A 22,604-nucleotide genomic window follows, 5' to 3' on the forward strand; every position below is an offset into this window, starting at 1 on the left:
TTACCCATATAGTAAACCAGGTTGTCGAACATGGCTGAGGCGACCCCCGGATACGAACTCCCGCTGCAGCTCTTCGCCGCATTCCGCACCATCATCGACGCCGCCCACGCCGACCTCGCCGAGGCCGGCCACCCGGACGTGAAACCCATGCACGGCTTCGTCTTCCAAGCCATCGGCGCCCGCGGCACCACCGCCGTCGAACTCGGCGTCCGCCTCGGCGTCAGCAAACAGGCCGCCGGGAAGACCATCGCCGGCCTCGAGAAGCAGGGCTACGTCGAACGCGCCACCGACCCCGGCGACGCGCGCCGCAAGATCGTGCGCCTCACCGCCAAAGGCATCGACATGCTCACCGTCTCCGCCCGCAGCTTCGACCGGATCCAGGCCCAATGGGCCGAGACCGTCGGCCCCGAACGCCTCGCCGCGCTCCAAGCCGACCTGCGCGCCCTCGCCCCCGGCGAACTGTTCCGCCTCGACGTCCCCGGCTGGTTCAACGGCGAACGCTGACGCATACGACCGCTCCGCCGCTCAGCCACACCCCGCCCGCCCGCGGCTCGGCCCCGACCACCGCCGGACGACCCAGCGCCGCACCCATCACGACCTCGACCGCGACCCCCAGGTGCGCCGCGAGGCACGCCACCGAGTTCGCGTTCGCCACATCCTCGTCCACCCCGATCGACGGCGCGAACATCCGCGCCGCGAACCGCCCCGCCGCCGGCGCGTACACGAAGCAGCCCAAGTACCCCGCCGCATCGCACGCCGCCCGCAGCGCCCCGAAGTCCGGCCCCAGACCCGCCAGCGCGGCAACGTCCGCCACCGGCACGAGCAGGCGTTCGCGGCCGGTGCCCGCGACGCGCGCGGCCCGGTCGGCGCCCAGCGCGGCCAGGACCGGACCGGTCTCGTCCGGGCCGGGATCGCGCATGGCGACCGGCCCGGCATCGAAGGCAACGTCGAAGGCCGCCCGGTAGCCGGTCGCGTGCGCCTCGGCGCTGCCCCCGGCAGCGCCGGCCTCGGCAGTGCTGGCCTCGACCGTGCCGTCGAAGCGGCGCCCGCCCGCCGCGAGCCGGAACGCACCCGGGCCCGTACGGTCGGCGGCCCACGCGAGCGCGGCGATCGTCCCGTGGCCGCACGCGGGCAGTTCCCCTGCGGCCGTGAAGAACCGCAGCCCGAGCGTCCCGGTCTCGCGGGTGTCGACGAAGACCGCGTGCGAAGCGCCGTATCGGCCGGGGAGTGCGCGCCGTTCGGCGTCGGTGAACGGTCCCTCGGCGAGCACGGCCGTCGGACTGCCGCCTTCGCCCGCGCGCGTGCAGGCGCGGACGACCGCCACCGGGCCCGTCATCGCCGACCGCCCGCCGCGTCCCGCGCCACCGCCGTCACGGCCGCCGGTCCCCGTAGGCCGCGACGAAGCGGTGGGCGGCGATGACGAGCGGCTCGTGGTCGCCCGCCGCGTGCCGCTTGCGCAGCCGGTCGCACAGCTCCGCGAGCGCCGTCGCGAGGTCGGCCAGGATCGGGCCCTGCTTGCCGGTCGCGGTGAGCGCCATGAGCATCGCCAGCCACGCGGGCCCGTGGTCGCGGAAGTTCAGCCGCAGGTTGCGCTCGCCGAGGCGGTCGGCGGCGGCGAGCAGGTAGTGCACCTCGGTCGCGATGCGCCACGCGAGGTTCGGATGCGTCGAGGCGAGCACGTCCACGGCCGGTTCGGCGGCATGGAGCGCGACAGCGGCGAGCCCGGGATCGCAGCGGGCGCTGATCGTCGCCGGGGCCTCGTGCCCGGCCGGGTCCGGGCACAGCCGCTCGATCAGGCGCGGGTCGAGGAACGCGCCCATGCGCATCGCCGTCTCCAACGCCGCGCGCAGCGTCAACGGAATCGGCGCCGTCGGCGGCGCGGTACCGGGGAAGTGCCGGGCGAGGAGGTCGGCCGCGATCTGCGCGTGCGCGGCCCGGCCGGCCGCCGCGTGCAGGGCCGCGGCCAGACGCAGGCTGTCGCGCAGCAGCCCGGCCGTCGCGTCCAACCCGATGCTCTCCGCGCCGAACCCGCCCGTCGCGGCATGGCGCGCGGCGATGAGCATCCGCGCGGCCTGATCGGCCGCACCGACCGCCAGATCCGGATCGGCGGCACGGGCATAGACCCGGGCGGCCCGCGCGATCGCGTCCGCCAACGTCGTGAACCCCGGGCTCCCCGGATCCGCCGCGTCCACGTCGTCCAGCAGCCCCAGCGCCGCATCGGCCTCGGTCGCGGCCGTCATGAGCCGCCCCGCACCCGCGGCCGCCTCGGACAAGTCCAATCGCGCCGCGGCGTGCTCCACCGGACCGGCCTGCAGCCCGGCCGTGATCGCCACCCGCTCACGCTGCGCCGCATACGCTTCGCCGATCTCGCCCACGGCCGTGTGCGAGGCCGCCCGATCGGCCAGGAGCTCCGCGAAGTCGCTGCGCGTCCCCCGGTCCTCCGGGTGCACGGCCAGGCAGCCGCGGAACTCCGCCTCGGCGTGCGCATAGACGGCAAGGGCGCCTTGATGGTTGCCCGCAGCGGCCAGCTTCGCGGCATCGCGGTGCGTCCGTCGGGCATGGCGCCGATTGGGCATGCGGACTCCTCAACGAGGGATCGAGGCGATCGAGCACGCCGCCCAGGCAGGCGGCGCGTCGGCTTCGGGCCCTTCATCGTAGACGCACCGCACTCGCGCGCGGATCCGCCGATCAGCCGATGACGACCTGCTCGGGCCCCGGATGCCCCAGGAACCGGTCGTGCGAGATCTCCCACCCGTACGCCCCGGCATTCGCGAACACCAGGCGGTCCCCGACGGCGAGCGACGCCACGCGCTGGCCGCCGTTGAGGACGTCCCTCGGGGTGCACAGCTCACCGCACACCCGCACCTCCACATCGGACCACACCGGGCCCGGGCGCGGCCCGGGCACCACCGTGAACGGATGCGAATACCCCCACGCGGCCGGCAGCCGGAAATGGTGCGTCCCGCCCCGCACCACCGCGAACGCCTGGCCCCGAACGGTCTTGAGATCCACGACCTCCGCCACGTACCAGCCCGCCGGCGCCGCCACGTACCGGCCCGGCTCGAACACCAGCTCCGCCCCGCCCGTCTCGACGCCCCGCAGGCCCTCGGCCAGCGCGGCCAGATCGATCCGCGACCCGCGCGGATCCGCGCCGAGCCCGCCGCCGACGTTCACGTACCGCAGCGCGAAACCCCGCGCCGCCGACCGCGACCACGCCACGGCGTCGCGCACATGCCACGCGTACGCCTCGGCCTCAAGGCAGTTCGACACCGCGTGCAGATGGAACCCCACCAGGTCCAGCCCCAGACCCAGCGCACGGTCGACCGCCGCCGGCACCTCCGCCTCGTCGATGCCGAACGGCGTCGGCACCCCCGTCATCTGGTGCGTCCCCGGCAGCGCCCGCCCCCGGTTGACCCGCAGCGCGACCGGCCCGGTGAACCCGGCCGCCGCGAGCCCGTCGAGCTCGCGCACGCTCTCGGCGTGCATCCACAACGGCACCTCGCACGCCGCCGCCGCGGCCAGATCCGCCGGGGTCTTCGCCGGACCCGAGAACGCCAGCCGCGCGGCCCCGGCGGCCCGGGCGGCGGCCAGCTCCCCGCCGGAGGCGCACTCGACGCCGTCCGCGGCCAGCACCGCGGCGGCCAGCACCGCCGGGTTCGCGCAGGCCTTCATCGCGTACAGCACCGTGTGCCCCAGCGCCTCCCGCACCGACGCGAGGTGCGCGGTGGTCCCGGCCGGGTCGTAGATCCACGCGCTGGCGGGGGAGCGCAGGGCCCGGACGTGCCGGTCGAGCGTGGGGTGCTCATGGATGCGGCTGGTGGCGAGGGGGTTGTCCACGGGGGTCTCGATCTCCTCGCCCGGGTGCAGGCGCATGGTCAGGAGGGCTTTGGTCGGTTGGCGCGGGGCGAGGTAGGCGTCCCTTTCGGCCGTCGAGAGGCGGTCGCGGAGCTCGTCGGCGAGGTCGGCCCAGAACGCGGCCCCGTCGAGGCCGAGGTCGCGTTCGAGGACGGCGACGAGGGCCGCGAAGTGGTTCTGGAACAGCGTGTACGCGACCTTCGCGCGCACCTGGTCCATGCTCGCGGCGTCGACCGGGCTGCCTTGGGGCAGTTCGAGGTCCCACGGGAGGGTCGGCAGGTGGATGCGGGCGCCGCCGAGGTCGCGGGAGACGGGGAAGACCGGGTGGGGTCCGCGCATCGCGACGATGCTGTTCTGCAGGTGCGCCTCGAGGCCGATGCCGGCTTCGGCCTTGGTGAGCACCGGGTGGGCGAACAGGCGCGCGTAGGCGCGGATCCACGCGTCCGGGTCGCCGGACCACCGCGCGTATTCGGCGGCGAGGCTCATCCCGGTCACCGGTGAGGTCGCGGTGAGGGCGGTGGCGGGGACGTAGACGAGGTCGCGCGGTTCGATGCCGGTGAGCGGGGAGCGGGCGAGCGCGGTGAGGTCGCGCGAGCCGGGCAGCCAGGCCCCGGCGGTGTCGGCGAGGATGCGGTGCTCGGATTCGAGCCCGTTGTGGCCGATGCGGTTGACGGCGAGGAGCAGCGCGGACAGGCGCGGGCCCAGCAGCGCGGTCGCGGGGGAGATGTCGCGCCGCGTGGAGGTGATGTGGATGCCCAACGCCAGCTTGAAGAACCCGGGCGCGTCGTGCCCGGCGAGGGTGCGGATGGCGGCGGTGGGCCAGGCCGGGACCGTCTCGTCCATGACGCGCAGCCGCCCGGACGCGAACAGGTCCCGGTGCCCGGGGAGGATCCGGTGCTCGAGCTGCCACGGGTGGACCGGGAGCACCGGGTCGGGCAGGTCCAGGCCGCGCAGCATCGGGTGGTTGCGGAAGTCGTCGCCGGAGCGTTCGAGGACGCCGGCGCGGTCGGCGACGAGCCGGATCCGGATCGGCCGGGTCGCCTCCAGGTCGTACCGCTCCCGGTCGCGGCGGTCCCAGCCGAGGCGGGTCCGCGCGCACGGATGCAGTTGGTGCCCTTCGGTGGCCAGGGTCTCGAGCAGCCGCGCCGTGGTATGGACGTCGCGGCCGCACGCGGCGACGAGTTCGGCGAGGGTCCCGGCCCCGGCCCGGCCCGCCAGCGCGGCGAGGTGGCGGCTGCGCCGTTCGGCGCGCGTCCGCGCGTGCGCGAGGCCTTCGCGGGCGGACTGCAGCTCGGCGGCCAGGTGCTCGGGCACGGGCCCGGCGATGATCGCTTCGAGGGTCTTGACCGGGTCCTCGTCGGGCCCGTCGACGTCGAGCTGGTTGAACGCCCGCTCCACGGCGCGTTCGGGTCTGGGGCGGTCGCGGTATCCGGCGAGGTTCTCGCGCCAGGCGGCGGCCTTGATCTGCGAGGCGAGGTTCACGCCGCCGCCAGCGGGTTCGCGACGCGGACCCAGAGGTCCTCGGTGGGCCGCTCGGCCAGGCGCATCGCGGTGGTGGCCTTGATGGGCCACGGCTCGCGCAGCACCGCCCGCGCGATCCACGGCTCCAGGTCCAGGTCGCGCACGCCGTGGGCGACTTCGGCCCACCATTTGCCGGGGTCGGTGTCCGACCAGGCGGCGAACGCGTCGACGATCGCGGTCAGCGTGGTGGGGAACAGGGCGGCGAGCAGTTTCGTCAGCCGCGCTTCGGGATCGGGTTCGGGGAGGCCGCCGAGGAGGTCCGGCCAGTCCTCGGGCGGGACCCGGACGCCGCCGAAGTCCCGGTAGACCAGGCTGGTCGGGCGGTCCCCGGTGAACGACGCGAGGGTGTTCTGGCCGTGCGCCTCCAGGGCCACGCCGGTCGTGGCGAACAGCCGCAGAGGCGCGAGGGCGACCGCGACGAACGCCGCCCACCACGTTTCGGGGTCGTCGCCGGTGAGGGCCACGGCGATCGGGCGCCCGTCGGAGGGGCACGGCTCGGCCAGGGCCGCGAGCGGGATCGCGCGCGGATGCCCGACCAGGTGCGGGGCCCGCCGCATCACGGCCGCCAGATGCGGCAGCGGCGCCCCGTCCGGGTCGCGGGCGATCGCCGCGCGCTCGTCGAGCAGTGTGATCCCGTGTGCGGCGGCCGGTCCGGCCAGGCGACGCGACAGGATCGGCCCATTGCGCACTGCTGCGGGCGAGACGTGCCGGACCGCCGAGGTCAACTGCAGGTCGACGGCGGTCTTGAAGTGGAAGTCGCCCACCGAGACCGTGCGCAGGCTCATCAGGGGCGCCGCATCGGCGGCCGTCCGCACCGGGTTCGCCAGGCCGTGGCGCGCGGCCTGCCAAGGGTGGACCGGCAACTGCTCCGACCGCCCGCACACGCTCAGCCACACCGGCGGCTCGTCGAGCCCCTTGACCGCATAGAGCCCCAGGTCGAACCGGGCCCCGTGCTCGGGCGCGTACGCGCGGATCTCGTCATCGGTGAGTTCACCGCGGCTGCGCGCGAGCGGATGCGTCGGGTGCCCCAGCAGGACCGCCTGCTCGAACCACACGCTCGGGTCGGCGTGGAACGCGGCGGCGCCCGCCCACAGGTCCGTGGGGTGGGGCCGGGCCGCTTCCAGCGCCAGCGCGGTGCCGCGCACGGCCGCCGCGACCTCGGCCTGGAACCGTTCGGCGTGCGGTGATCCGGCGGCGAGCGAGGCGGCGAGTTCGACCGCGGTCCGGCCTGCGGCGCGGCCGGGCAGCGGCTCGCGGGCGGCCGCGGCTTTGAGGCGGTCGGCGACGATCGCGTCGGCGCGGCGGGCGGCCTCGGTGCCCGGGGCGGCGGCGGATCGGTCGGTGGCGTTCACAGCCTGCACTGTACTGGCGCGGAGCGCCGGTGTGGAGGGTGCGATTGCTCACGGAGCGTGCGGTTACCCTGCGGCGCAGTGGCTTTCGGCGTAGTAGATCAGGTGCGGACGGCCGGGGTCCGGTCCCCGGTGCGCGGGGCCGGGACGGCGGCGAGGCGCATCCGCAGCGCCTGGAGCACGGGCAGGTCGTAGACCATGCCGCCGGCGGCGAGCCAGAGGCCGATGTCGGTGGCGGCCTGGCCGACGGCGACGTCGTGGACGGCGGCGGTCTCGCCGGCGCGGGCGGTCTCGGGGAGGGTCGGCCACAGCACCCAGCCCTGCACGTTGGCGTCGGGCAGGGCCGCGTCGAGGGCCTTGACGGCGTCGGGGAGGTTCACGGAGTCGACGTCGGTGTTGTCGCGGCCGACCGGCGCGCACAGCAGCGCGATGCGGTCGCCGCAGACGATCGCGTGCGGCACCCGCGTCTCCAGGTCCACGGGCAGGGCGACGAAGAGCCGCGCGGCGGGCAGGTTGGTGAGGACTTCCCGCAGGAGCTTCCCGGTGGACCGGTCGGCCTTCGGGCGGGTGCCGGCGGGCCCGAACGCGTTGAACTGGCGCAGTGCCCCGCCGACGGAGCGGCGCAGCGCGAGCGTGTACCGCAGGCGCTTCACCGTCCACGCCAGGGCCGTGCCGGTGAGCACATAGAGGCCCAGGGCCCAGCCCCACGGGGTGGAGAGCCCGGCGAGCCAGATGACGGCGACGGCGAACAGGAACGCGATGACGAGCCGCCCGGTGGGCGGGTTGGGTGCGGTGTCGGGCCGGCGGCGCAGGCCCCGGCTGGTCTGGACGAGGACGATGACGGCGATGGCGATCGTGACGGGGATGGCGAGGGCGAGGAACAGCCAGCCGTCGGCGGCGACGGCCTGCCCGAGGTAGCCGAGCCCGCAGAAGGCCCACACGGCGGCGACCGCCGCCGTGAATGCGGCTGCGGCCCAGGTGGAGGGCCGGTGGACGGGCCTGGTGAGGCGCAGGCGGGCGTGCCAGGGGACGGCGACGAGGGCGCCTTCGGCGGGGAACCCGGCCGCGGCCGGCTGCGGTGCGGGGGCGACGTTCCAGCCGCGGACTTTCCGGTGGGACGGTTTCGCGGCGGCCTTGCCGTAGCGGCGGGCGGCGCGGCGTCCGAAGCGCAGCAGGTCGTATTCGCGGCGCAGCCCTGGGTGGGAGAGGGTCTCCCAGGCGCCTTGGACGAGGTGGAACTCGTCTTCGTCGCCGCCGCGGTCGGGGTGGGTCTCGCGCAGCCGGCGGCGGTAGGCCGCTTGGATGTCGGCCTTCGGCGCCTGCGGGCTCACCCCGAGGACGCGGTAGTGGTCTGGTTCGTTCACCACGCGGCTCCCGGTCGGTCGTGCGGGGACGGGCCGGTGCCCGGAGAGGGGGGTCGGGCGTCGGTCTCGACGGTAATGGAGTCAATCTACCGCCGCAATGCCGCTTTGGGTGTCGCCAGGTCCGACATTTTCATGCGGATGCGTCGCATTCGACGGTCCACCCGGCGCGATGGAGGCCATTGTGGAGTCGATCGGCGCGGCGGGGAACGCTGCTCCTGGCCCCGCTGGTGTGGGGATTCATCGCACTTTCGGTGGCGCGCATCGTGAACGCGCACCAGGCGTGTGCGTCGCGCCTTTTCAGGCGCCATTCGCAGGGCGCTTCTCCGGTGGCGACATCGGACAGTGGGACTCGTCCGGTCGCCATTGTCGACGCGCCGCGGCCCGGGGCGGGGACGCGATCCGGTGCCCCCCGCGGGGTGTCGGCGGTGCGCGTGCCGGGCGCGGCGGCGGGGTCAGCCCTGCCAGAAGCGGGCGAGCGCGGACGCGGCCGGGTCGTCGACGTCGGCGATCGCGTACTCGGAGGCCTCGACGGAGCTGCCGGCGTTGACCCACGGCTCGGCCTCGGCCGAGCCGAGCACGTCCATGTCGACCCACGGGTAGCCGTCGACCGGTTCGGGGACGTCCAGGTCCAGTTCGGGCGGGAAGCTCGGCGGGTTGTCGGCCTCGTCGACGAGCATGTCCTCGTAGGTCGCGGCGTACGCCGTCTCGTCGCCCGCGGCCGGGTCGTCGTCGCCGGCCTCGTCGTCGTATTCGGCGGTGAAGTCCTCGTCGAGGTCCGCGTCATCGTCGTCGAACTCGGTGTCGGCGGCGTCGAACGCGAAGGCGTCGAGGTCGTCCTCGCCGGGAACCTCGGCGTCGTCGAACTCGTCCAATCCGGGGGCGTCCGCGTCGTCGTCGAGGTCGCCGGCGTCGAAGTCCGCGTTGCCTTCGGGCTCGAAGGGGTCGAACTCATCCATCACGCGTCCTCCTCGCCGGGGACGAGCGTGCGGGCCTTGGCCAGCACCTCGTCGAGCTGTTTGACCTTGGCGGCCATGGAGTCGCGGCGCTGCTTGAGCGCCGCCTGCTTCTTCGCCCGGGCGGCCTGGTCGGCCTTCTGGGCGCTCTCCGCCGCGGAGATCCGCGCGTCGAACTCGGCGGCGCGCCGCTCGAGGGCGTCGTCCAGCGTGGAGTTGAACACGAACTCGACCTCGGTGAACCGGAAGCTGATCTCCTCGTTGAGGTTCGCGCGCGCTTCGGCGATGATCCGCTGGATCCACTGCTTCGCGGCCTGCCGGTCGCCTTGGATCTTGCGGCGGTACAGCAGGAACGCGGCGGCGGCGAGGCCGACGCCGACCCCGGAGGCGGACAGGGCGATCGCCGCGGCGCTGCCGGCGACGGCGGTGAGGCCGATCGCGCCGGCGCCCATGGTGACGACCCGTCCGGCCATCATCGCGACGCCCGCGGAGGACGCCACGAGGAGCGCCCCGTCGTTGGCGGCGTCGCGGCGGGTCCGCCCCGAGGCCGCCGTGCGCAGTCCCGCCGAGATCGAACTGGTGACCTGCTGCAGCTCGTCGTCGTTGAACACCTGCCGGAGCACGCGCTCGGCCAGCAGCACGAACCGCTGGTGCAGTTCGCCCGAGAGGCGCGCGGCGATGCCCTGCAACGCGATGTCGACCCGGTTCGGGAGCGATTCGAGCGCGGCCTTGTTGGCCTTCTCGACCTCGTCGAGGAGAGCCTCCTCGAGTTCCTGCAGGTGGGTGCGCAGGCGGCCCTGGACTTCGATCTTGGCGCGCTGGGTCTCGACGCGGAGGGCGAGGTTCGCCTTCTTCGTCTCGGTGCGGCGCAGGGCGAGCGCCTGCTTCTTCTCCTCCTTGAGGCGGTTGGCCGCCTCAGGGTCGGGGTCGTAGGCCTTCATGTCCGCGGCGGCGGTCACCGCGAGCCGCTGGAACTCGGTGCGCACCGCCCGCACCACGTTCGCCGCCACGAGCGCCTTGCCTGCGGTGGCGACTTTGACGAGGGCCCGCTGCATCTTCCCGATGCCCGACTCCTTCGCGAGGGCCTGGCGGGTGGGGCCCTGCGAGTTGAGGGCGTGCTCGGCGAGCATCGCCGACACCGGGTAGTGCGGGGCGTTGCGGAAGCGGGGCGCGTGCGCCTCGATGAGCGACCGGTTCTCCTCCATGACCGTGCGCCAGCCGGGGTACGTGTCGGTCTTCGTCAGGGCGAACACGACGAAGTTGACGCGCTTGGAGGCCTCGGTCAGGAAGTCCAGTTCGGTCTTGGCCATCGGGCTGGACGCGTCGGTGACCATGATCAGGCAGGTGGCGCGGGCGACCGCTTCGAGCGCGATCTGCGCGTGGTCGGGGTCGAGCCCGCCCGTGCCGGGCGTGTCGACCACGGACATGTGCTTCAGCAGCGCCGACGGGTGCCCGACGAGCATCCGGCGGGGCGGGACCATGCCCGGGGGCATCGTCCCGAGCCGGGTGGCCCAGTTGCGCAGGTCGCCCACGCCGAGGAGCATCGGGTCGGCGGCGCCGGGCTGCCAGGCGCGCACCGAGGCCTGCTCGGCCCACGCGAACTCGAGGTACGCGGTCGTCGCCACCTGGGCGTCCACAGGAGACAGGCCGGGCATGCCGAGGAGGGCGTTCACCAGCGACGACTTGCCGCGCTTGGTCTCGCCGACGACGACGGCGACGGGCTTGTCCGGCTGCCAGCGCGCGACCTCGTCGACTTCGGCGGCGGCCTTGGCGTCCACGGTCCGCAAGGAGGCGTTGCCGGCTTTGGCGGCGCGGGCGCACAGCTTGTGGATCTGCTGGGCCGGGTTCGGCTTGGCGGGGGCGGCGGCCTTCTTGGCCGGGGCCGGCTTCGCGGCCGGGGGCGGGGTCGCGGTGTCGGTCATGCCCGCACCTGCCCGCGGTAGACGGTGACGATGGGGTGGCGCAGGAGCCGGCCGCGGTCGGTGTACCCGATCTGCTCGGTCCGGGCGATGATGCCGTCCTCGGCGGGGGAGCCGGCCGCGACCGTGCCGCCGGCTTCGTGCACGGCCGGGTCGAACCGCTGCCCGGTCGCGTCGACCTGGGCGACGCCGACGCGCGCGAACGCGCCGTCGAGGTGCTGGGCGAGCGCGGGGGAGGTGGCGCGGTCGCGCATCCAGATGCACGCCTCGACGAGGGCGCTGCGGTCGGAGACGGCCTGCGCGGCCTGGGCCGGGGCCTGCAGCTGCTGCACCGGGATCGCCCCGGAGGGGGCGGGCGTGAGCGGCACCGCCGGCGGCGCGGCCGGGGCCGGCGCGATGGACCGTGCGGTGAGGACGGCGACGACGGCGGTGACGATGACGGACCCGGCCGCGACGGCCAAGGTCATCGGATCGAACCCGCCGGTGAGGAACACCGCGCCAAGGGCGGCGGCGGCGAGGCCCGCGAGGGCTCCCACCAGCGGTCCGCCGAGTCGATTCGTCACAATGCTCTCCTTCGGTCGTGCAGGCGTCCCGTTTCGGGGCCGGGTTGCGGGGCTCATCCGAGCCGCTGGGCGAGTAGATGGAAACCACGATGCACCACGTTCGCCACCCTTGCTTGGGCCGGTGTGGCGCCGCCGTTGGCGAACGCCCGCCAGCGCGCGGCCGCTTCGATGGCGGCGCGGCGCAGTTGCGGGCGGGACTCGCCGGGCAGGCCGAGGACGACGCCGGCGTCGTCGGTCAACGCGAGGCGGGCGACCTCGGCCTCCATGGCTTCGGGCAGGGCGACCTGCCCGGTGGTGACTTGCGCGGCGGCCTCCAGGAGCGGCAGCCGGTGGTATTCGGGGCGGGCGACGATCGATTCGACCGCGCCGCGCAGCAGGTCGCGGTCGGCGGCGGGCCCGGACGCGGCGGCGGCGTCGAGCCGGCTCAGCGCCCACCCGGCCTTGATGACGTCCGCGCGGACACCGAAGATCTGGTGCAGCGTGGTGCGCAGGCGCGGGAACCCGGAGGCGGCGAACAGCAGCCGCACGAGCTCGCCGGTCGCCAGGTGCGGGTTCGCGCCCAGATGCGCGATCGCGAAGTGGATGCCGTACAGGTCCAGGCGCTCCAGCAGCCGCTGCCGCTGGTGCTTGTCCACGGGCCCTTCGGTGTTGAGGAACAGCCCGGCGGAGGCGAGCATGAGCGCCCGCTTGTCCTCGTCCAAGCCGGCGAGGGTCCGCAGCGCCTCGCAGTCGGCGGCCGTCAGCAGGCCCGCCTCGGCCGTCTCGGCCAGCAGGCCCACGACCGGGACGACGTCGCACACCGAGCGGCGCAGCACGGCCGCCTGGTCCCCGGCGATGGGCCCGGCCACCGGCCACGGGTCCTGGCCCGGTCCCGGCGCGAGCTTGTCCGCCTTGTTGTACAGGCCCAAAGCGTTCATCGGCGAGGACGACAACTGCTGCGAGGCCTTCGCGAACGCGTTGAGCGCCTCCACGTCGTCGGCGCGGACCTGCTGCGTGAACACGTAGATGATCGCCTCGGCGGATTCGACCGCCGCCCGCGAGTCGTCGTCGACGTCGTCGGCGATCGGCGCGGCGAACAGCATCTCCCGCGCCGCGTCCGAGATGTCGGTGTTCACCGACTGCAGACCCGGCGTGTCCACCACCGTCAAGTCCCGCAACCGGTCCGAGGACAGCTGCACGTCGATCATCGCGGCCTCGTCGGCCGGGATCGGCAGGGTGGTGGGGATCATCCCGTTGGCGTCCAACGGGACGGCGTGCTTGGTGCCGTTGCGGGCGACCACGTCGACCCGGTCGGCCGGGCCGTACCGGAACTGGGTCACCACCCGCGTGCACTCGCCCGCGGCCGTCGGCGCGACCCGTCGCCCGATCAACGCGTTGACCAGCGTGGACTTCCCGGCCTTCAACCGCCCTGCGACCGCGACGCGAAGGGGCTGGCCGAGCCTGGAGGCCACCTCCTCGACCACGGGGCGAGACGCGCCGCTGACCTTGCCGGCCAGCTCTTCGCACATGCCCGCGACACTCGTGGTGAGTTGCCCTGCCACCATGCTCCCGCGTCCCCGCCCTCTCAACGTTCTCTCGGCACCTGGCCGCCGACGCCGGTCTGCGGCATCGAAGGTTCCGCAATATCATGAGAGGCGTCGGCGATCCGTCGACAAGACGACGATACAAACCGCAGCCGCCCGGCTGCCTCCCCCATTCGTGCCACAGCGTTAGGAGCCCCCACTTTGGCCGCCCCGCCGCCCACCCCCGGTCTGGCCCGACCGCGCGTCGACACCGTGCCCGCCGACCACGGCCACGGCGACCGCGAGGACGCGCTCCACGCCATGGCCGCGGCGCTGGCCGGCCCCGGCCTAGTGGTCGTCACCGGCCCGCCCGGCTGCGGCCGCACCCGCCTGCTCGACCGGCTCGCGCAGGCGTCCAAACGCCCCGTGCACGCCGGCGGCGGCCTCGCCATGCTCTCTGGCGCCCCCGCGCTCGCCCTCGAACGGGCCACCCGCGCCCGCATGCCCGCCGACGACCTGCCGCTGCTGGCCGAAGCGGTCTACTCCCGCACCCGCGGGGGCCTGCTCGTCATCGACGACCTCCAGTGGTGCGACGCCGCCACGCTCGCCGTCCTCCCCGTCCTCGCCGAACGCCTCCCGGTCGCCGCGGCCCTGCGCACCCCCAACCGGCTCGGCGAAGCCGCCCTCGAACGCCTCCTGGCCAACGCCACCGTGATCCCGGTGCCCGACCTGACCGACGCCGAAGCGGCCCGGCTCGTCGCCGAGGCCGCCCCGGCGCTGCCCCCGGCCCGCGCCGCCGCGCTCGCCGTCCGCGCCGGCGGCAACCCGCTCGCGCTCACCGCGCTCGCCAAACGCGCCGCGCACCTCGACGCCCCCGGCGACGACCTCGACCTGGAGACCCCCGGCGACCCCGCCGCGGCGGCCGCGGCCGCGATCGCCGACCTGCCGCGCGCCGGCCGCACCGCCCTGGCCGCCCTCGGGCTCCTCGGCCGGCCCGCGCACCCGAGCCTCCTCGGGGACGGCGCCGCCGTCCTCCAGGACGCCGGCCTCGCCGTCCCCGACGGCGCCCACCTGCGCGCCGCCAGCCCGTGGATGGCCGAGGTCGCCGCGGGCATCCTCGACCGCGACGCGCGCCTGTCCATGCACGAGCGCCTCGCCGACGCGACCACCGGCGTCGAATCGGCCCGCCACGCCCACGCCGCCGGCCTCGCCGACCGGGCCCTCGCCACCGCCCTCGAGGCCGCCGACGCCGGCGGCCCCCAGGCCCGCGCGGAAGCGCTCCTCCTCGCCGCCGAGCTCGACCCGGCCCACGCCGTGGCCGCCGCCCGCGCCGCGCTCGCGTCCGGCCGCACCAATGCGGCCCTCGCCGTCCTCGACCGCGCCCCCGACACCGGCGGCGAGACCGCGCTCGCCCGCGCTTGGGCCCTCCTGGCCCTCGGCGAGGCCGGGCAGGCCCGCGCCGCCCTCGAAGCCGCACCCGAAGGCCCCGAGACCGACCAGCTGCGGCTCCTCGCCGCACCGCCCGCCGAGAAGGCCGCGCTCGCGGCCGTCCTGCGCGACGCCCACCCCGACCTCGCCCACCCGGGCCTGGCCGCCGCGCTCGCCGGCGACGACCCCGACGCCCTCGCGTTCGCCGAAGCGCTCGCCCGCGACGCCGGCGACAGCACCACCGCGTTCTGGTGCGCGTGGACCCGCGTCATCGCCCTCGCCGACGCCGCCCGCCTCGTCGAAGCCGAAGCCGTCGCCCACGAGGCCGCCGACCGGGCCGGCGCCGCTGGCGCCTACTCTTGGCAGACCCGCTTCCTCGCCGCCGCCGCGTGGTGCCTGGTCCTCTCCGGCACGGGCCTGGACAACGTCATCGCCGCCGCCCAGTCCCTCGCCGACCACGCGCTCCCGGCCGTCGCCGACACCCTCATCGACGCCTCGATCGCGCTCGCCGAAGCCGACACCGGCGCCCTCGGGGCCGCCCGCGCCCGCCTCGCCCGCCTCAAGGACGCCCCCGCCGCCCTCGAAGGCCTCGTCGCCTGGCTCGAACACGAGACCGCCTGGCTCGACGGCCAACCCGGACCCGAAGCGCCCGAAGCGCAACCGGGCCTCGTCGGCGGCCTCTCCCACATCACCGGCCGCTGGATCGCCTACGACACCGGCACCGAACCGGTCGCCGCCGAACCGACCCCCTGGCCCGTCCCCGTCGCCTCCACCCTCGCCGCCTGGGACAAAGCCGCCCCCGGCCCGTTCGCGCAGGCCGCGACCGCCTGGGACGGCCTCGCCGCCCGCGAGCAGGTCCGCTGCCTCCTCGCGCTGGCCGCCCACGCCGGCGACGCGAAGGCCGCCGTCGCGGCCCTCGAAGCGGCCGAGCGGATCGCCGACGAGCACGGCCTCATCGTCCTGGCCGGGCGCGCCCGCCGGGGCCTGCGCAAGCACGACGTGCGCCGCGACCGCCGCTCGGCGCGCGGCGGCGGGGGACTGACCGACCGCGAGAGCGAAGTGCTCCGCCACGTCGCCGCCGGGCACCCGTCGCGGCGGATCGCCGAGATCCTCGGCATCACCGCCGAGACCGTGGAGACCCACATCCGCTCGGGGATGCGCAAACTCGGCGCGAAGACCCGCACCGAGGCCGCCGTGCTCCTCACGGCCGCCGAAAGCGGTGAGTCCTGATGGCCGAACAGGTGCCGCTGCACGTCGTCGGCGCGTCCGGCGACGCGGACGCGATCGTGCGCCGCTGCGCGGCCGCCGGCTGGGCCGCGCACCGCGGCTTCGCGCTCCTCGAACCCGCCTGGGACCTCGCCGACCGGCACCTGGTGTGCCACGGGGCCGTCAGCGACGACCACACCGCCTCCCAAGCGGTCCTGGCGGCCGCCCGCGGCGCCGGGATCGTCGCGGTCGCCACCGGCTCCCTCGCCCTGAGCCTCGCGGCCGACCTGCGCCGCGTCGGCCCCCTCGGCCTCACCCCCGGCAAAGCCGAAGCCGCCGACGGCCTCGACCTCGACGCCGAGCAGCGGGCCCTCCTCGGCCGCCTCGCCGCCGGCTCCACGATCGCCGCCGCCGCCGAAGCCGAGTTCGTGTCCCTGCGCACCGCCAACCGCCGCATCGCCTCCGCACGGCAATCCCTGGGCGTCAAGACCACCCGCGAAGCGGTCATGATCTACATCAAGCACGCCCGCGACTGACCCCCTCCCACCCGCGGGGGACCCCGCGCCCGCCCGCTCACCCGCCGGCGGGAGGCGCCCCACCCCCCGTCGGCGGTTGGATCGACCCATGACCGCCTCCCGCACCGACACCGTCCACACTCCACCCCCGGCCACCGCCCGGCCCGGCCGCGCCGTCACCCTCCTCGGCGCCGCCACCGCCCTGGCCTGCCTCGCCTTCGCCGCCGTCAACATCGCCTTCGAATCCACCGGGGACTTCCTCGACGGCACCGACTACGCCGCCTACGCCGACGGGTTCACCGTCATGAACTGGCTCGTCGTCGCCCTGAAACTCGCCGGCGCCGCCACCGCGCTCCTGTCGATCCACCCCCGCCCGCGGCCGCGCGCGGTCCCGGCCGTCGCCCTCGCCCTCTGGGGCGCGTTCGCCACCCTCGGCGTCTACGCCCTCGGCTCCCTCACTCAAGCGATCACCATGGCCGCCACCGACACCGACCGCATCGACGCCGCCGGCACCGCCTACGTCCTCGGGTTCCTCCTGGCCGCCACCGGCTTCGGCATCCTCGCCGCCGCATGGTCCCGCCGCCACCACCTCAACCGCCGCCTCGCCCTCCTCGGCGCGCTGGCCGCCCCCGCCGTCCTCGGGACGGTCCTCCTCGCCGCACCCGCGATCCTGGCCGCACTCGGCATGCTGCCCGCCGCCTGACACCCCAGTAGACACAGCCGGGCCCGGTGCGACAACCGCACCGGGCCCGTCGGCTTCCCTCCGCGCTACTTCAGCTCGGCGAGACGCGCCTCGGCCTCCTCGAGCTGACGGCGCAGCCGCGACGCCTCCTCGGCGGCCTCGGACCGGATCTTCTCGACCACCTCGTCCACGATCTCGGCCACCTCGTCGGAACCCGACGCCTGGCACATCGCCAGCGCGTTCGAGTGCGCGACCTTGGCGCCCTTGACGACCGCGCGGGCGCCGCGCGACGCCGCGACCGACCACTCGCCGTCCTCATAGGTCAACGTGATCGACAGCTCCGGGTGCTTCGCGGTCGCGGCGCGCGGCCGGGCGACCTTCTTCTTCGGAGCCGCGGCGGGCTCGGCGACGGCGGCGGGCTGCGATGCCTCGGGTGCGGTCACGGGTTTCCTCTCACTCACAACTGGTTTCGGTTTCGGCGCGGGCTCGTCCGGGAGCAGACCCGGGCCCGCGGGCGCGGCCGGCTCGTTCGACCGCTGGCGCGGCGCGCGGCGCGCGCCCTCACCGGGCGCGGGCAGGCGCAGTTCGGCGGCGGAGAACGACAGCTCGTCGGACCCGAATGCGACATGGACGAAGTCGTCCACCCCGCCCGGGTCGAGGGCGACGACCTTCCCGGTGCGCCCGGCGACCTGCCCGGCGGCGTCGGTGAACACCACCTTCGGCTTCTTTCCTTGCGCCAGCACCGCTTCGAGATGAGCGATGTCGGCACTCGACAGTGACATCGGGGGCTCCTTCACAAGGTTGCGGCAGGCACCGTTCCGGCGAACGGCACCCGCGGACCGGCTGCGGACCGGCCGGTTGCTGCATCCTCCAATACCTATCCTGCGGGTACGACACCACCCCGCACGGAAGTCGCCCACGCCCGCCCCGCCCCCCGAACCGCAACCGCCCCAACACCACCGGCGAACCCCGCACCCCGGACCCGCACCGACAGGAACCCCCGCGCCCCGACCCGCCCACCCGCCCCGCCCGGAATATCGGCTGCGGTTCAGACCCGGGCCATGTCCGGTTCCCCCACCCGCCCACCAGGCCACTTACGCTCCGACCATGAGAGTCGCCCTCGTCACCGAGTCCTTCCCGCCCCAGGTCAACGGCGTCGCCCGCTCGGTCGCCCGAGCCGCGGCCCACCTCGCCTCCCGCGGCATCGAACCCGTCGTCATCGCCCCCGCACCCGGACCCGGCCCACGCCCCGCCTTCGACTGGCCCGTCGTCCACGTCCCCTCCATCCAAATCCCCACCTACAAGCACTTCCGCGCTGGACTCGCCACCCGCGCCCTCGACGACGCCCTCGACACCCACCGCCCCGACGTCGTCCACCTCGCCAGCCCCTTCGGCTACACCGCCCGCGCCGCCGCCTGGGCCGAACGCCGCGGCGTCCCCACCGTCGCCGTCTGGCAGACCGACCTCCCCGCCTACACCCGCGCCTACCACCTCACCGCCTTCGAACAACTCGTCTGGCACCGACTGCGCTCCATCCACTCCCGCGCCCGCGTCAACCTCGCCCTCTCCGAATGCACCGCCAAAGCCCTCGCCGCCCAAGGCATCGGCGGCCTCGCCGTCCTCCCGCACGGCGTCGACACCGACCGCTTCCACCCCCGCTACCGCGACCCCGACCTCCACGACGCCCTCACCCCCGAACGCGAACTCCTCGTCGGCTACGTCGGCCGCCTCGCCCGCGAGAAACAACTCCACTGGCTCACCGACCTCGCCGCCACCCCCGGCATCCGCCTCGTCATCGCCGGCGACGGCCCCCGCCGCCGCGCCCTCGAACGCCTCCTCCCGCACGCCACCTTCCTCGGCGCCCTCCACGGCACCGACCTCTCCCGCCTCTACGCCTCTCTCGACCTCTTCGTCCACACCGGACCCTTCGAGACGTTCGGGCAGACCATCCAAGAAGCCCACGCCTCCGCCGTCCCCGTCGTCGCCGTCGACGCGGGCGGCGCCGCCGAACTCGTCGACCCCGGCGTCGACGGCACCCACTTCCCACCCGGCGACACCGCCGCGCTGGCCGCCACGGTCCGCTCCCTCGCCGGCCGCCGCGACCTCCTGCGCCAATGGGGCGAACGCGGCCGCCGCAAAGTCCAGACCCGCACCTGGGAAGCCGAAGGCGACGCCCTCATCGGCCACTACGAGCGGGCACTGGCACTCGGGCCCGCACGCGCGCGCCTCGCCGTCCCCACGGCTTGACGTACGACAGCACCACCGCCCCCAGATACACCGACGACGACACGATCGGCGCCGCCAGGATCTGGTCGTCCAGCACCTGCAGATGCCCCGGATCGAGCGACGCCGCCGTCGCCGCCAACCCCGGCCGCAGCGCGAACACCGTCAGCGCGAACGTGACCGCCGTCGCCACCAGCTTCACCAGCACCCACGTGTACGCGATCGTCCACTTCGTACCCAACATGAGCACCACCCCCGACACCAGCGCCGCCGCCCCGAACGGCAGCGCCAGCACCCCCGCGAGGACCGACATCGCCGTCCCCGCCGCATACTGCTCAGCCGGATCACCCGTCCCCGTCGCCCACACCCCCAACACCAGCAGGCACAGGCTCAACCCCAGCCAGGCGACCGACGAGACCACATGGACGATCACGAAAGCCCGGTACGCCGGGCGGCGAAGCTTGAACATGCCACCACCATCGCCGCCCCGGGCGCGAACCCGCATCCGCGCACGAACGTATTCGCACCTACGCCCATACGCTGACCCCCGCTAGATCGCCTCCGCCGTCACCGCCTTCGTGTCCATCCGCGCCCACCGCAACCCCACCAGCGGGAACACCAGCACCGACAGCATCGCCGCCCCGATCATCGCCGCCGCGACCGACTCGTCCACCAGACCCCGCTCCGCCGCGGTCGTCGCCGCCACCACCACGATCGGCAACTCCGTCGCCGCGAACGCCGCCAACACCCCCCGCTGCGCCCGCGGCAGCACCCGCGCGAACAACGCGTACGTCGTCACCCCGCGCACGACCGCGAACGCCCCCAAGAACACAGGGATCAACGCCAACGCCGCCGGCGACCCCGCCAACGAGTCCAGATCGAACGTCACACCCGTGTAGACGAAGAACACCGGCACCACCGCACCGAACCCGATCCCGTCCAGCTTCGACTGCACCAGCGCCTCCTCCCGCTCGTCCAACGCCGACAGCAGCACATGCATGCACACCCCCGCCGCGAACGCCCCCAACACGATGTCCACCCCGATCTCCGCCGCCAGCAACACCGCCGCCAACAGCACCAGCACCGACAACCGCACCGCCAACTGCGCACTCGTCCCCAACGTCGCCGACAACAACCGCGACACCCGCTCCGACCGCTTCAACGACCCGAACGCCGCCGCCGCGACCGCCAACCCCGCCAACGCGATCGCCACCGTCGTCCGCCCCGAATGCTCACCCTCCGAATAGAACAACGCCAGCAACGCGATCGGCGCGAACTCACCCACCGCCCCCACCGCCATCAGAAACGGCCCCACCGGCCCCGCCAGCAACCCCGAATCCCGCGCGATCGGCAACGTCGTCCCCAACGCCGTCGAACACAACCCGATCGCCAGAATCAGCACCGCCGCACCCGCACCCGCCACCGCCAACCCGCCCGCCGCCAGCGCGAACGACAACACCCACCCCAACGACGCCAACATGATCGGCCGCCCCCGCACCGCCCGAAAATCGATCTCATACCCCGCCAGGAAGAACAGCATCGCCAACCCCAACTGCGACACCGTCTCGAACAGCAGATGCTCCTGCACCAGACCCAGCACCTGCGGCCCGATCACGATCCCCAGCACGATCTCCACGACCACACTCGGCAACCGCACCCACCGCTCCAACCGGTCCACCAGCAACGGCGCCGCCACCGTCGCCATCGCCAGCACCAACAACTCGATCGGCACCGCCCCGTGCATCACGTCCACGGCCGCAGCCTAACGGCCCCACCAGCCCCGACACCCACAATCGGGGCTTAACCCCACCCCCGATCGGGGGAGCAGCGACACTACCGGCAAGTAACCCACAGGGCTACCGTCGAGACATGGCACTGGCGATCACCGAACCCAAACCCCGACTCCGCGGCTGGCTCCACCTCGCCGCCTTCCCCACCGCGATCATCGCCGGACTCGTCCTCATCGCCACCGCCCCCACCCTCACCGGCCGCCTCGCCACCGCCGTCTACATCGCCACCTCCGCCGCCCTCTTCGGCATCTCCGCCCTCTACCACCGCACCACGCTCACCGAACGCGCCACCACCCGCCTCAAACGCCTCGACCACGCGAACATCTACCTGATCATCGCCGGCACCTACACACCCATCGCCGCACTCGCCCTCCACGGCACCGCCCGCACCGCACTCCTGGTCGCCATCTGGACCGGCGCCCTCGCCGGCGTCGCCTTCCGCACCCTCTGGCTCTCCGCCCCGCGCTGGCTGTACACGGTGCTGTACATCGCGCTCGGCTGGGCGGCGGTGTTCGTCATGCCGCAGCTCCTGGCCGGGGCCGGGACGGCCGCGACGGTGCTCATCATCGGCGGGGGAGTGCTCTACACGGTCGGCGGCGTCATCTACGCCCTCAAGCGCCCCAACCCGTCCGTGCAGTGGTTCGGGTTCCACGAGGTCTTCCACGCCTTCACCGTCGCGGCGTACATCGCGCAGTTCACGGCGGTCGCGCTGGTCCTGCACGCCTCGGCCTGACCGGTATCATTGGGCCCCTAGCGAGGAGGCCGGGATGAGCGACAGGCAGGCACGCGGCGTCGACCGCCAGATCCAGGAGGCCGAGGCCCGCGGCGAGTTCAAGAACCTCCCCGGGGCCGGCAAGCCGCTTCCGGGCATCGGGAAGCCCCTGCACGAGGACTGGTGGCTCCACCAGCAGTCGACCCGCGAGAACATCGGCCTCGACGCCCTCCCGCCGGGGCTCAAGCTCGCCAGGGAGGTCGAACAGCTCCCCGCGACGCTCGACGCGCTCAAGGACGAGGCGGCCGTGCGTGCCGCCCTCGACGAGTTGAACGTACGCATCAGGAAAGCCCTCATCGGCCCGATCGACGGCCCGCCGCTGCGGTTCGGCCTGCGCGACGTCGACGCCGAAGTGCGCGCCTGGCGCGAACGCCGCGCCTGAGGCCGAGCCCACACCCTGCTCACTTGACAGTGTCAAGATTCGTGCTGCATCATGAACTTGACACTGTCAAGCAGTGCGTCGTCAAGAAGTGGCGCGCTCCCGAGAAAGGCCCGCCCCATGGTCCCCATCATCACCCTCGCCGCCGTCACCCTCCTCGCCCGCCTCACCGGCGTCATCGGCGTCGACGCCCTCGACTGGCAGACCTCCCTGCGCATCGGCTTCGCCGCGATGTTCCTGGTCACCGGCGCGGTCCACTTCGTCCCCAAGTTCCGCGACGACATGATCCGCATGATCCCCGAGCAGCTCCCGCAGCCCGCCGCACTCGTCGCCGTCACCGGCGTCCTCGAGATCGCCGGCGCCGTGGGCCTCCTCATCCCCGCCACCGCCCCGGCCGCCGCGATCGGCCTCGCGCTGCTCCTGCTCGCGATGTTCCCCGCGAACGTCTCCGCCGCCCGCCGCGGCGTCCCCCTCGCCGGGAAGCCCGCCACCCCGCTCGGCATCCGCACCGCCGAGCAGGTCCTCTTCATCGGCCTCGCCGTCCTCGCCGCCCTCTGAGGCGGCGCGGGGGAGCGGGCACACC

20 protein-coding genes are annotated in these 22,604 nt (G+C 74.4%); 8 read left to right on the top strand and 12 right to left on the bottom strand.

Annotated elements, in window-relative coordinates; translation table 11 throughout:
* The first annotated feature begins 30 nt into the window (after window positions 1-30).
* Window positions 31-504, top strand: a complete 474-nt coding sequence (locus O2L01_RS18190; protein WP_270123422.1) for a MarR family winged helix-turn-helix transcriptional regulator — start codon at window positions 31-33, stop codon at window positions 502-504.
* Here O2L01_RS18190 and O2L01_RS18195 read toward each other — a convergent pair.
* From O2L01_RS18195 to O2L01_RS18235, 9 genes are all read right to left on the bottom strand, one after another.
* Window positions 488-1,336 carry a PhzF family phenazine biosynthesis protein gene (locus O2L01_RS18195; protein ID WP_270123423.1) on the bottom strand — a complete coding sequence of 283 codons (849 nt, stop codon included), beginning with the start codon at window positions 1,334-1,336 and terminating at the stop codon, window positions 488-490. The two genes, O2L01_RS18190 and O2L01_RS18195, sit on opposite strands and share 17 nt — an antisense overlap.
* Before the next feature lie 34 nt (window positions 1,337-1,370).
* The gene (locus O2L01_RS18200; RefSeq protein ID WP_270123424.1) at window positions 1,371-2,576 is read right to left on the bottom strand and encodes a hypothetical protein; all 1,206 of its coding nucleotides are present in this window, start codon (window positions 2,574-2,576) and stop codon (window positions 1,371-1,373) included.
* Between the two features lie 112 nt (window positions 2,577-2,688).
* Window positions 2,689-5,337 carry an IucA/IucC family protein gene (locus tag O2L01_RS18205; protein WP_270123425.1) on the bottom strand — a complete coding sequence of 883 codons (2,649 nt, stop codon included), beginning with the start codon at window positions 5,335-5,337 and terminating at the stop codon, window positions 2,689-2,691.
* Window positions 5,334-6,728 carry an IucA/IucC family protein gene (locus O2L01_RS18210; protein ID WP_270123426.1) on the bottom strand — a complete coding sequence of 465 codons (1,395 nt, stop codon included), beginning with the start codon at window positions 6,726-6,728 and terminating at the stop codon, window positions 5,334-5,336. Before O2L01_RS18210 ends, O2L01_RS18205 begins: the two co-directional genes overlap by 4 nt.
* Before the next feature lie 98 nt (window positions 6,729-6,826).
* Window positions 6,827-8,089 (bottom strand): J domain-containing protein, encoded by a 1,263-nt coding sequence (locus tag O2L01_RS18215; RefSeq protein ID WP_270123427.1) that lies wholly within the window; start codon window positions 8,087-8,089, stop codon window positions 6,827-6,829.
* A 452-nt stretch (window positions 8,090-8,541) separates the two neighbouring features.
* Window positions 8,542-9,045 (bottom strand): hypothetical protein, encoded by a 504-nt coding sequence (locus tag O2L01_RS18220; RefSeq protein WP_270123428.1) that lies wholly within the window; start codon window positions 9,043-9,045, stop codon window positions 8,542-8,544.
* On the bottom strand, window positions 9,045-10,964 hold the full coding sequence (locus O2L01_RS18225; RefSeq protein ID WP_270123429.1) for a dynamin family protein: 1,920 nt from the start codon (window positions 10,962-10,964) through the stop codon (window positions 9,045-9,047). The genes O2L01_RS18220 and O2L01_RS18225 overlap by 1 nt, the downstream gene beginning before the upstream one ends.
* On the bottom strand, window positions 10,961-11,524 hold the full coding sequence (locus O2L01_RS18230; protein ID WP_270123430.1) for a nucleotide exchange factor GrpE: 564 nt from the start codon (window positions 11,522-11,524) through the stop codon (window positions 10,961-10,963). The genes O2L01_RS18225 and O2L01_RS18230 overlap by 4 nt, the downstream gene beginning before the upstream one ends.
* Window positions 11,525-11,577: 53 nt before the next feature.
* Window positions 11,578-13,068, bottom strand: a complete 1,491-nt coding sequence (locus O2L01_RS18235) for a dynamin family protein (RefSeq protein WP_270123431.1) — start codon at window positions 13,066-13,068, stop codon at window positions 11,578-11,580.
* A 180-nt stretch (window positions 13,069-13,248) separates the two neighbouring features.
* Between O2L01_RS18235 and O2L01_RS18240 the strand changes: the two genes are divergently transcribed.
* The 3 genes from O2L01_RS18240 (at window position 13,249) to O2L01_RS18250 (ending at window position 16,878) form a co-directional block, all read left to right on the top strand.
* Entirely contained in the window at window positions 13,249-15,684 is a 2,436-nt protein-coding gene (locus tag O2L01_RS18240) for a LuxR C-terminal-related transcriptional regulator (protein WP_270123432.1), read from the top strand.
* Window positions 15,684-16,196: a LuxR family transcriptional regulator gene (locus O2L01_RS18245; protein WP_270123433.1), complete on the top strand. Its 513-nt coding sequence runs from the start codon at window positions 15,684-15,686 to the stop codon at window positions 16,194-16,196. The genes O2L01_RS18240 and O2L01_RS18245 overlap by 1 nt, the downstream gene beginning before the upstream one ends.
* Window positions 16,197-16,284: 88 nt before the next feature.
* Window positions 16,285-16,878, top strand: a complete 594-nt coding sequence (locus tag O2L01_RS18250; RefSeq protein ID WP_270123434.1) for a hypothetical protein — start codon at window positions 16,285-16,287, stop codon at window positions 16,876-16,878.
* A gap of 65 nt (window positions 16,879-16,943) precedes the next feature.
* Here the strand turns inward: O2L01_RS18250 and O2L01_RS18255 are convergent, their stop codons facing one another.
* Entirely contained in the window at window positions 16,944-17,639 is a 696-nt protein-coding gene (locus O2L01_RS18255; RefSeq protein ID WP_270123436.1) for a hypothetical protein, read from the bottom strand.
* A gap of 325 nt (window positions 17,640-17,964) precedes the next feature.
* Here O2L01_RS18255 and O2L01_RS18260 point away from each other — a divergent pair, with 325 nt between their 5' ends.
* Entirely contained in the window at window positions 17,965-19,104 is a 1,140-nt protein-coding gene (locus tag O2L01_RS18260; RefSeq protein WP_270123437.1) for a glycosyltransferase family 4 protein, read from the top strand.
* On the opposite strand, the gene O2L01_RS18265 is transcribed toward O2L01_RS18260, so the two are convergent.
* Window positions 19,034-19,549 carry a hypothetical protein gene (locus tag O2L01_RS18265; protein ID WP_270123438.1) on the bottom strand — a complete coding sequence of 172 codons (516 nt, stop codon included), beginning with the start codon at window positions 19,547-19,549 and terminating at the stop codon, window positions 19,034-19,036. The genes O2L01_RS18260 and O2L01_RS18265 overlap by 71 nt on opposite strands.
* An 81-nt stretch (window positions 19,550-19,630) precedes the next feature.
* Window positions 19,631-20,824: a cation:proton antiporter gene (locus O2L01_RS18270; RefSeq protein ID WP_270123501.1), complete on the bottom strand. Its 1,194-nt coding sequence runs from the start codon at window positions 20,822-20,824 to the stop codon at window positions 19,631-19,633.
* A gap of 125 nt (window positions 20,825-20,949) precedes the next feature.
* Here O2L01_RS18270 and trhA point away from each other — a divergent pair, with 125 nt between their 5' ends.
* The 3 genes from trhA (at window position 20,950) to O2L01_RS18285 (ending at window position 22,579) form a co-directional block, all read left to right on the top strand.
* The gene (trhA, locus tag O2L01_RS18275; protein ID WP_270123439.1) at window positions 20,950-21,603 is read left to right on the top strand and encodes a PAQR family membrane homeostasis protein TrhA; all 654 of its coding nucleotides are present in this window, start codon (window positions 20,950-20,952) and stop codon (window positions 21,601-21,603) included.
* A 34-nt stretch (window positions 21,604-21,637) separates the two neighbouring features.
* Window positions 21,638-22,024: a DnaJ family domain-containing protein gene (locus tag O2L01_RS18280; RefSeq protein ID WP_270123440.1), complete on the top strand. Its 387-nt coding sequence runs from the start codon at window positions 21,638-21,640 to the stop codon at window positions 22,022-22,024.
* A 117-nt stretch (window positions 22,025-22,141) separates the two neighbouring features.
* Window positions 22,142-22,579, top strand: coding sequence for a DoxX family protein (locus tag O2L01_RS18285; RefSeq protein WP_270123442.1), 438 nt, complete (start codon window positions 22,142-22,144; stop codon window positions 22,577-22,579).
* The last annotated feature ends 25 nt before the right edge of the window (window positions 22,580-22,604 follow it).

This window comes from Glycomyces lechevalierae, assembly GCF_027622945.1.
GTDB lineage: Bacteria > Actinomycetota > Actinomycetes > Mycobacteriales > Micromonosporaceae > Glycomyces > Glycomyces rutgersensis.

Coding starts and splice junctions, on each gene's coding strand:
- O2L01_RS18235 (WP_270123431.1), bottom strand. CDS start 13,068: ATGGTGGCAGGGCAACTCACCACGAGTGTCGCGGGCATGTGCGAAGAG.
- O2L01_RS18260 (WP_270123437.1), top strand. CDS start 17,965: ATGAGAGTCGCCCTCGTCACCGAGTCCTTCCCGCCCCAGGTCAACGGC.
- O2L01_RS18250 (WP_270123434.1), top strand. CDS start 16,285: ATGACCGCCTCCCGCACCGACACCGTCCACACTCCACCCCCGGCCACC.
- O2L01_RS18225 (WP_270123429.1), bottom strand. CDS start 10,964: ATGACCGACACCGCGACCCCGCCCCCGGCCGCGAAGCCGGCCCCGGCC.
- trhA (WP_270123439.1), top strand. CDS start 20,950: ATGGCACTGGCGATCACCGAACCCAAACCCCGACTCCGCGGCTGGCTC.
- O2L01_RS18265 (WP_270123438.1), bottom strand. CDS start 19,549: ATGTTCAAGCTTCGCCGCCCGGCGTACCGGGCTTTCGTGATCGTCCAT.
- O2L01_RS18200 (WP_270123424.1), bottom strand. CDS start 2,576: ATGCCCAATCGGCGCCATGCCCGACGGACGCACCGCGATGCCGCGAAG.
- O2L01_RS18190 (WP_270123422.1), top strand. CDS start 31: ATGGCTGAGGCGACCCCCGGATACGAACTCCCGCTGCAGCTCTTCGCC.
- O2L01_RS18195 (WP_270123423.1), bottom strand. CDS start 1,336: ATGACGGGCCCGGTGGCGGTCGTCCGCGCCTGCACGCGCGCGGGCGAA.
- O2L01_RS18220 (WP_270123428.1), bottom strand. CDS start 9,045: ATGGATGAGTTCGACCCCTTCGAGCCCGAAGGCAACGCGGACTTCGAC.
- O2L01_RS18270 (WP_270123501.1), bottom strand. CDS start 20,824: ATGCACGGGGCGGTGCCGATCGAGTTGTTGGTGCTGGCGATGGCGACG.
- O2L01_RS18255 (WP_270123436.1), bottom strand. CDS start 17,639: ATGTCACTGTCGAGTGCCGACATCGCTCATCTCGAAGCGGTGCTGGCG.
- O2L01_RS18285 (WP_270123442.1), top strand. CDS start 22,142: ATGGTCCCCATCATCACCCTCGCCGCCGTCACCCTCCTCGCCCGCCTC.
- O2L01_RS18280 (WP_270123440.1), top strand. CDS start 21,638: ATGAGCGACAGGCAGGCACGCGGCGTCGACCGCCAGATCCAGGAGGCC.
- O2L01_RS18245 (WP_270123433.1), top strand. CDS start 15,684: ATGGCCGAACAGGTGCCGCTGCACGTCGTCGGCGCGTCCGGCGACGCG.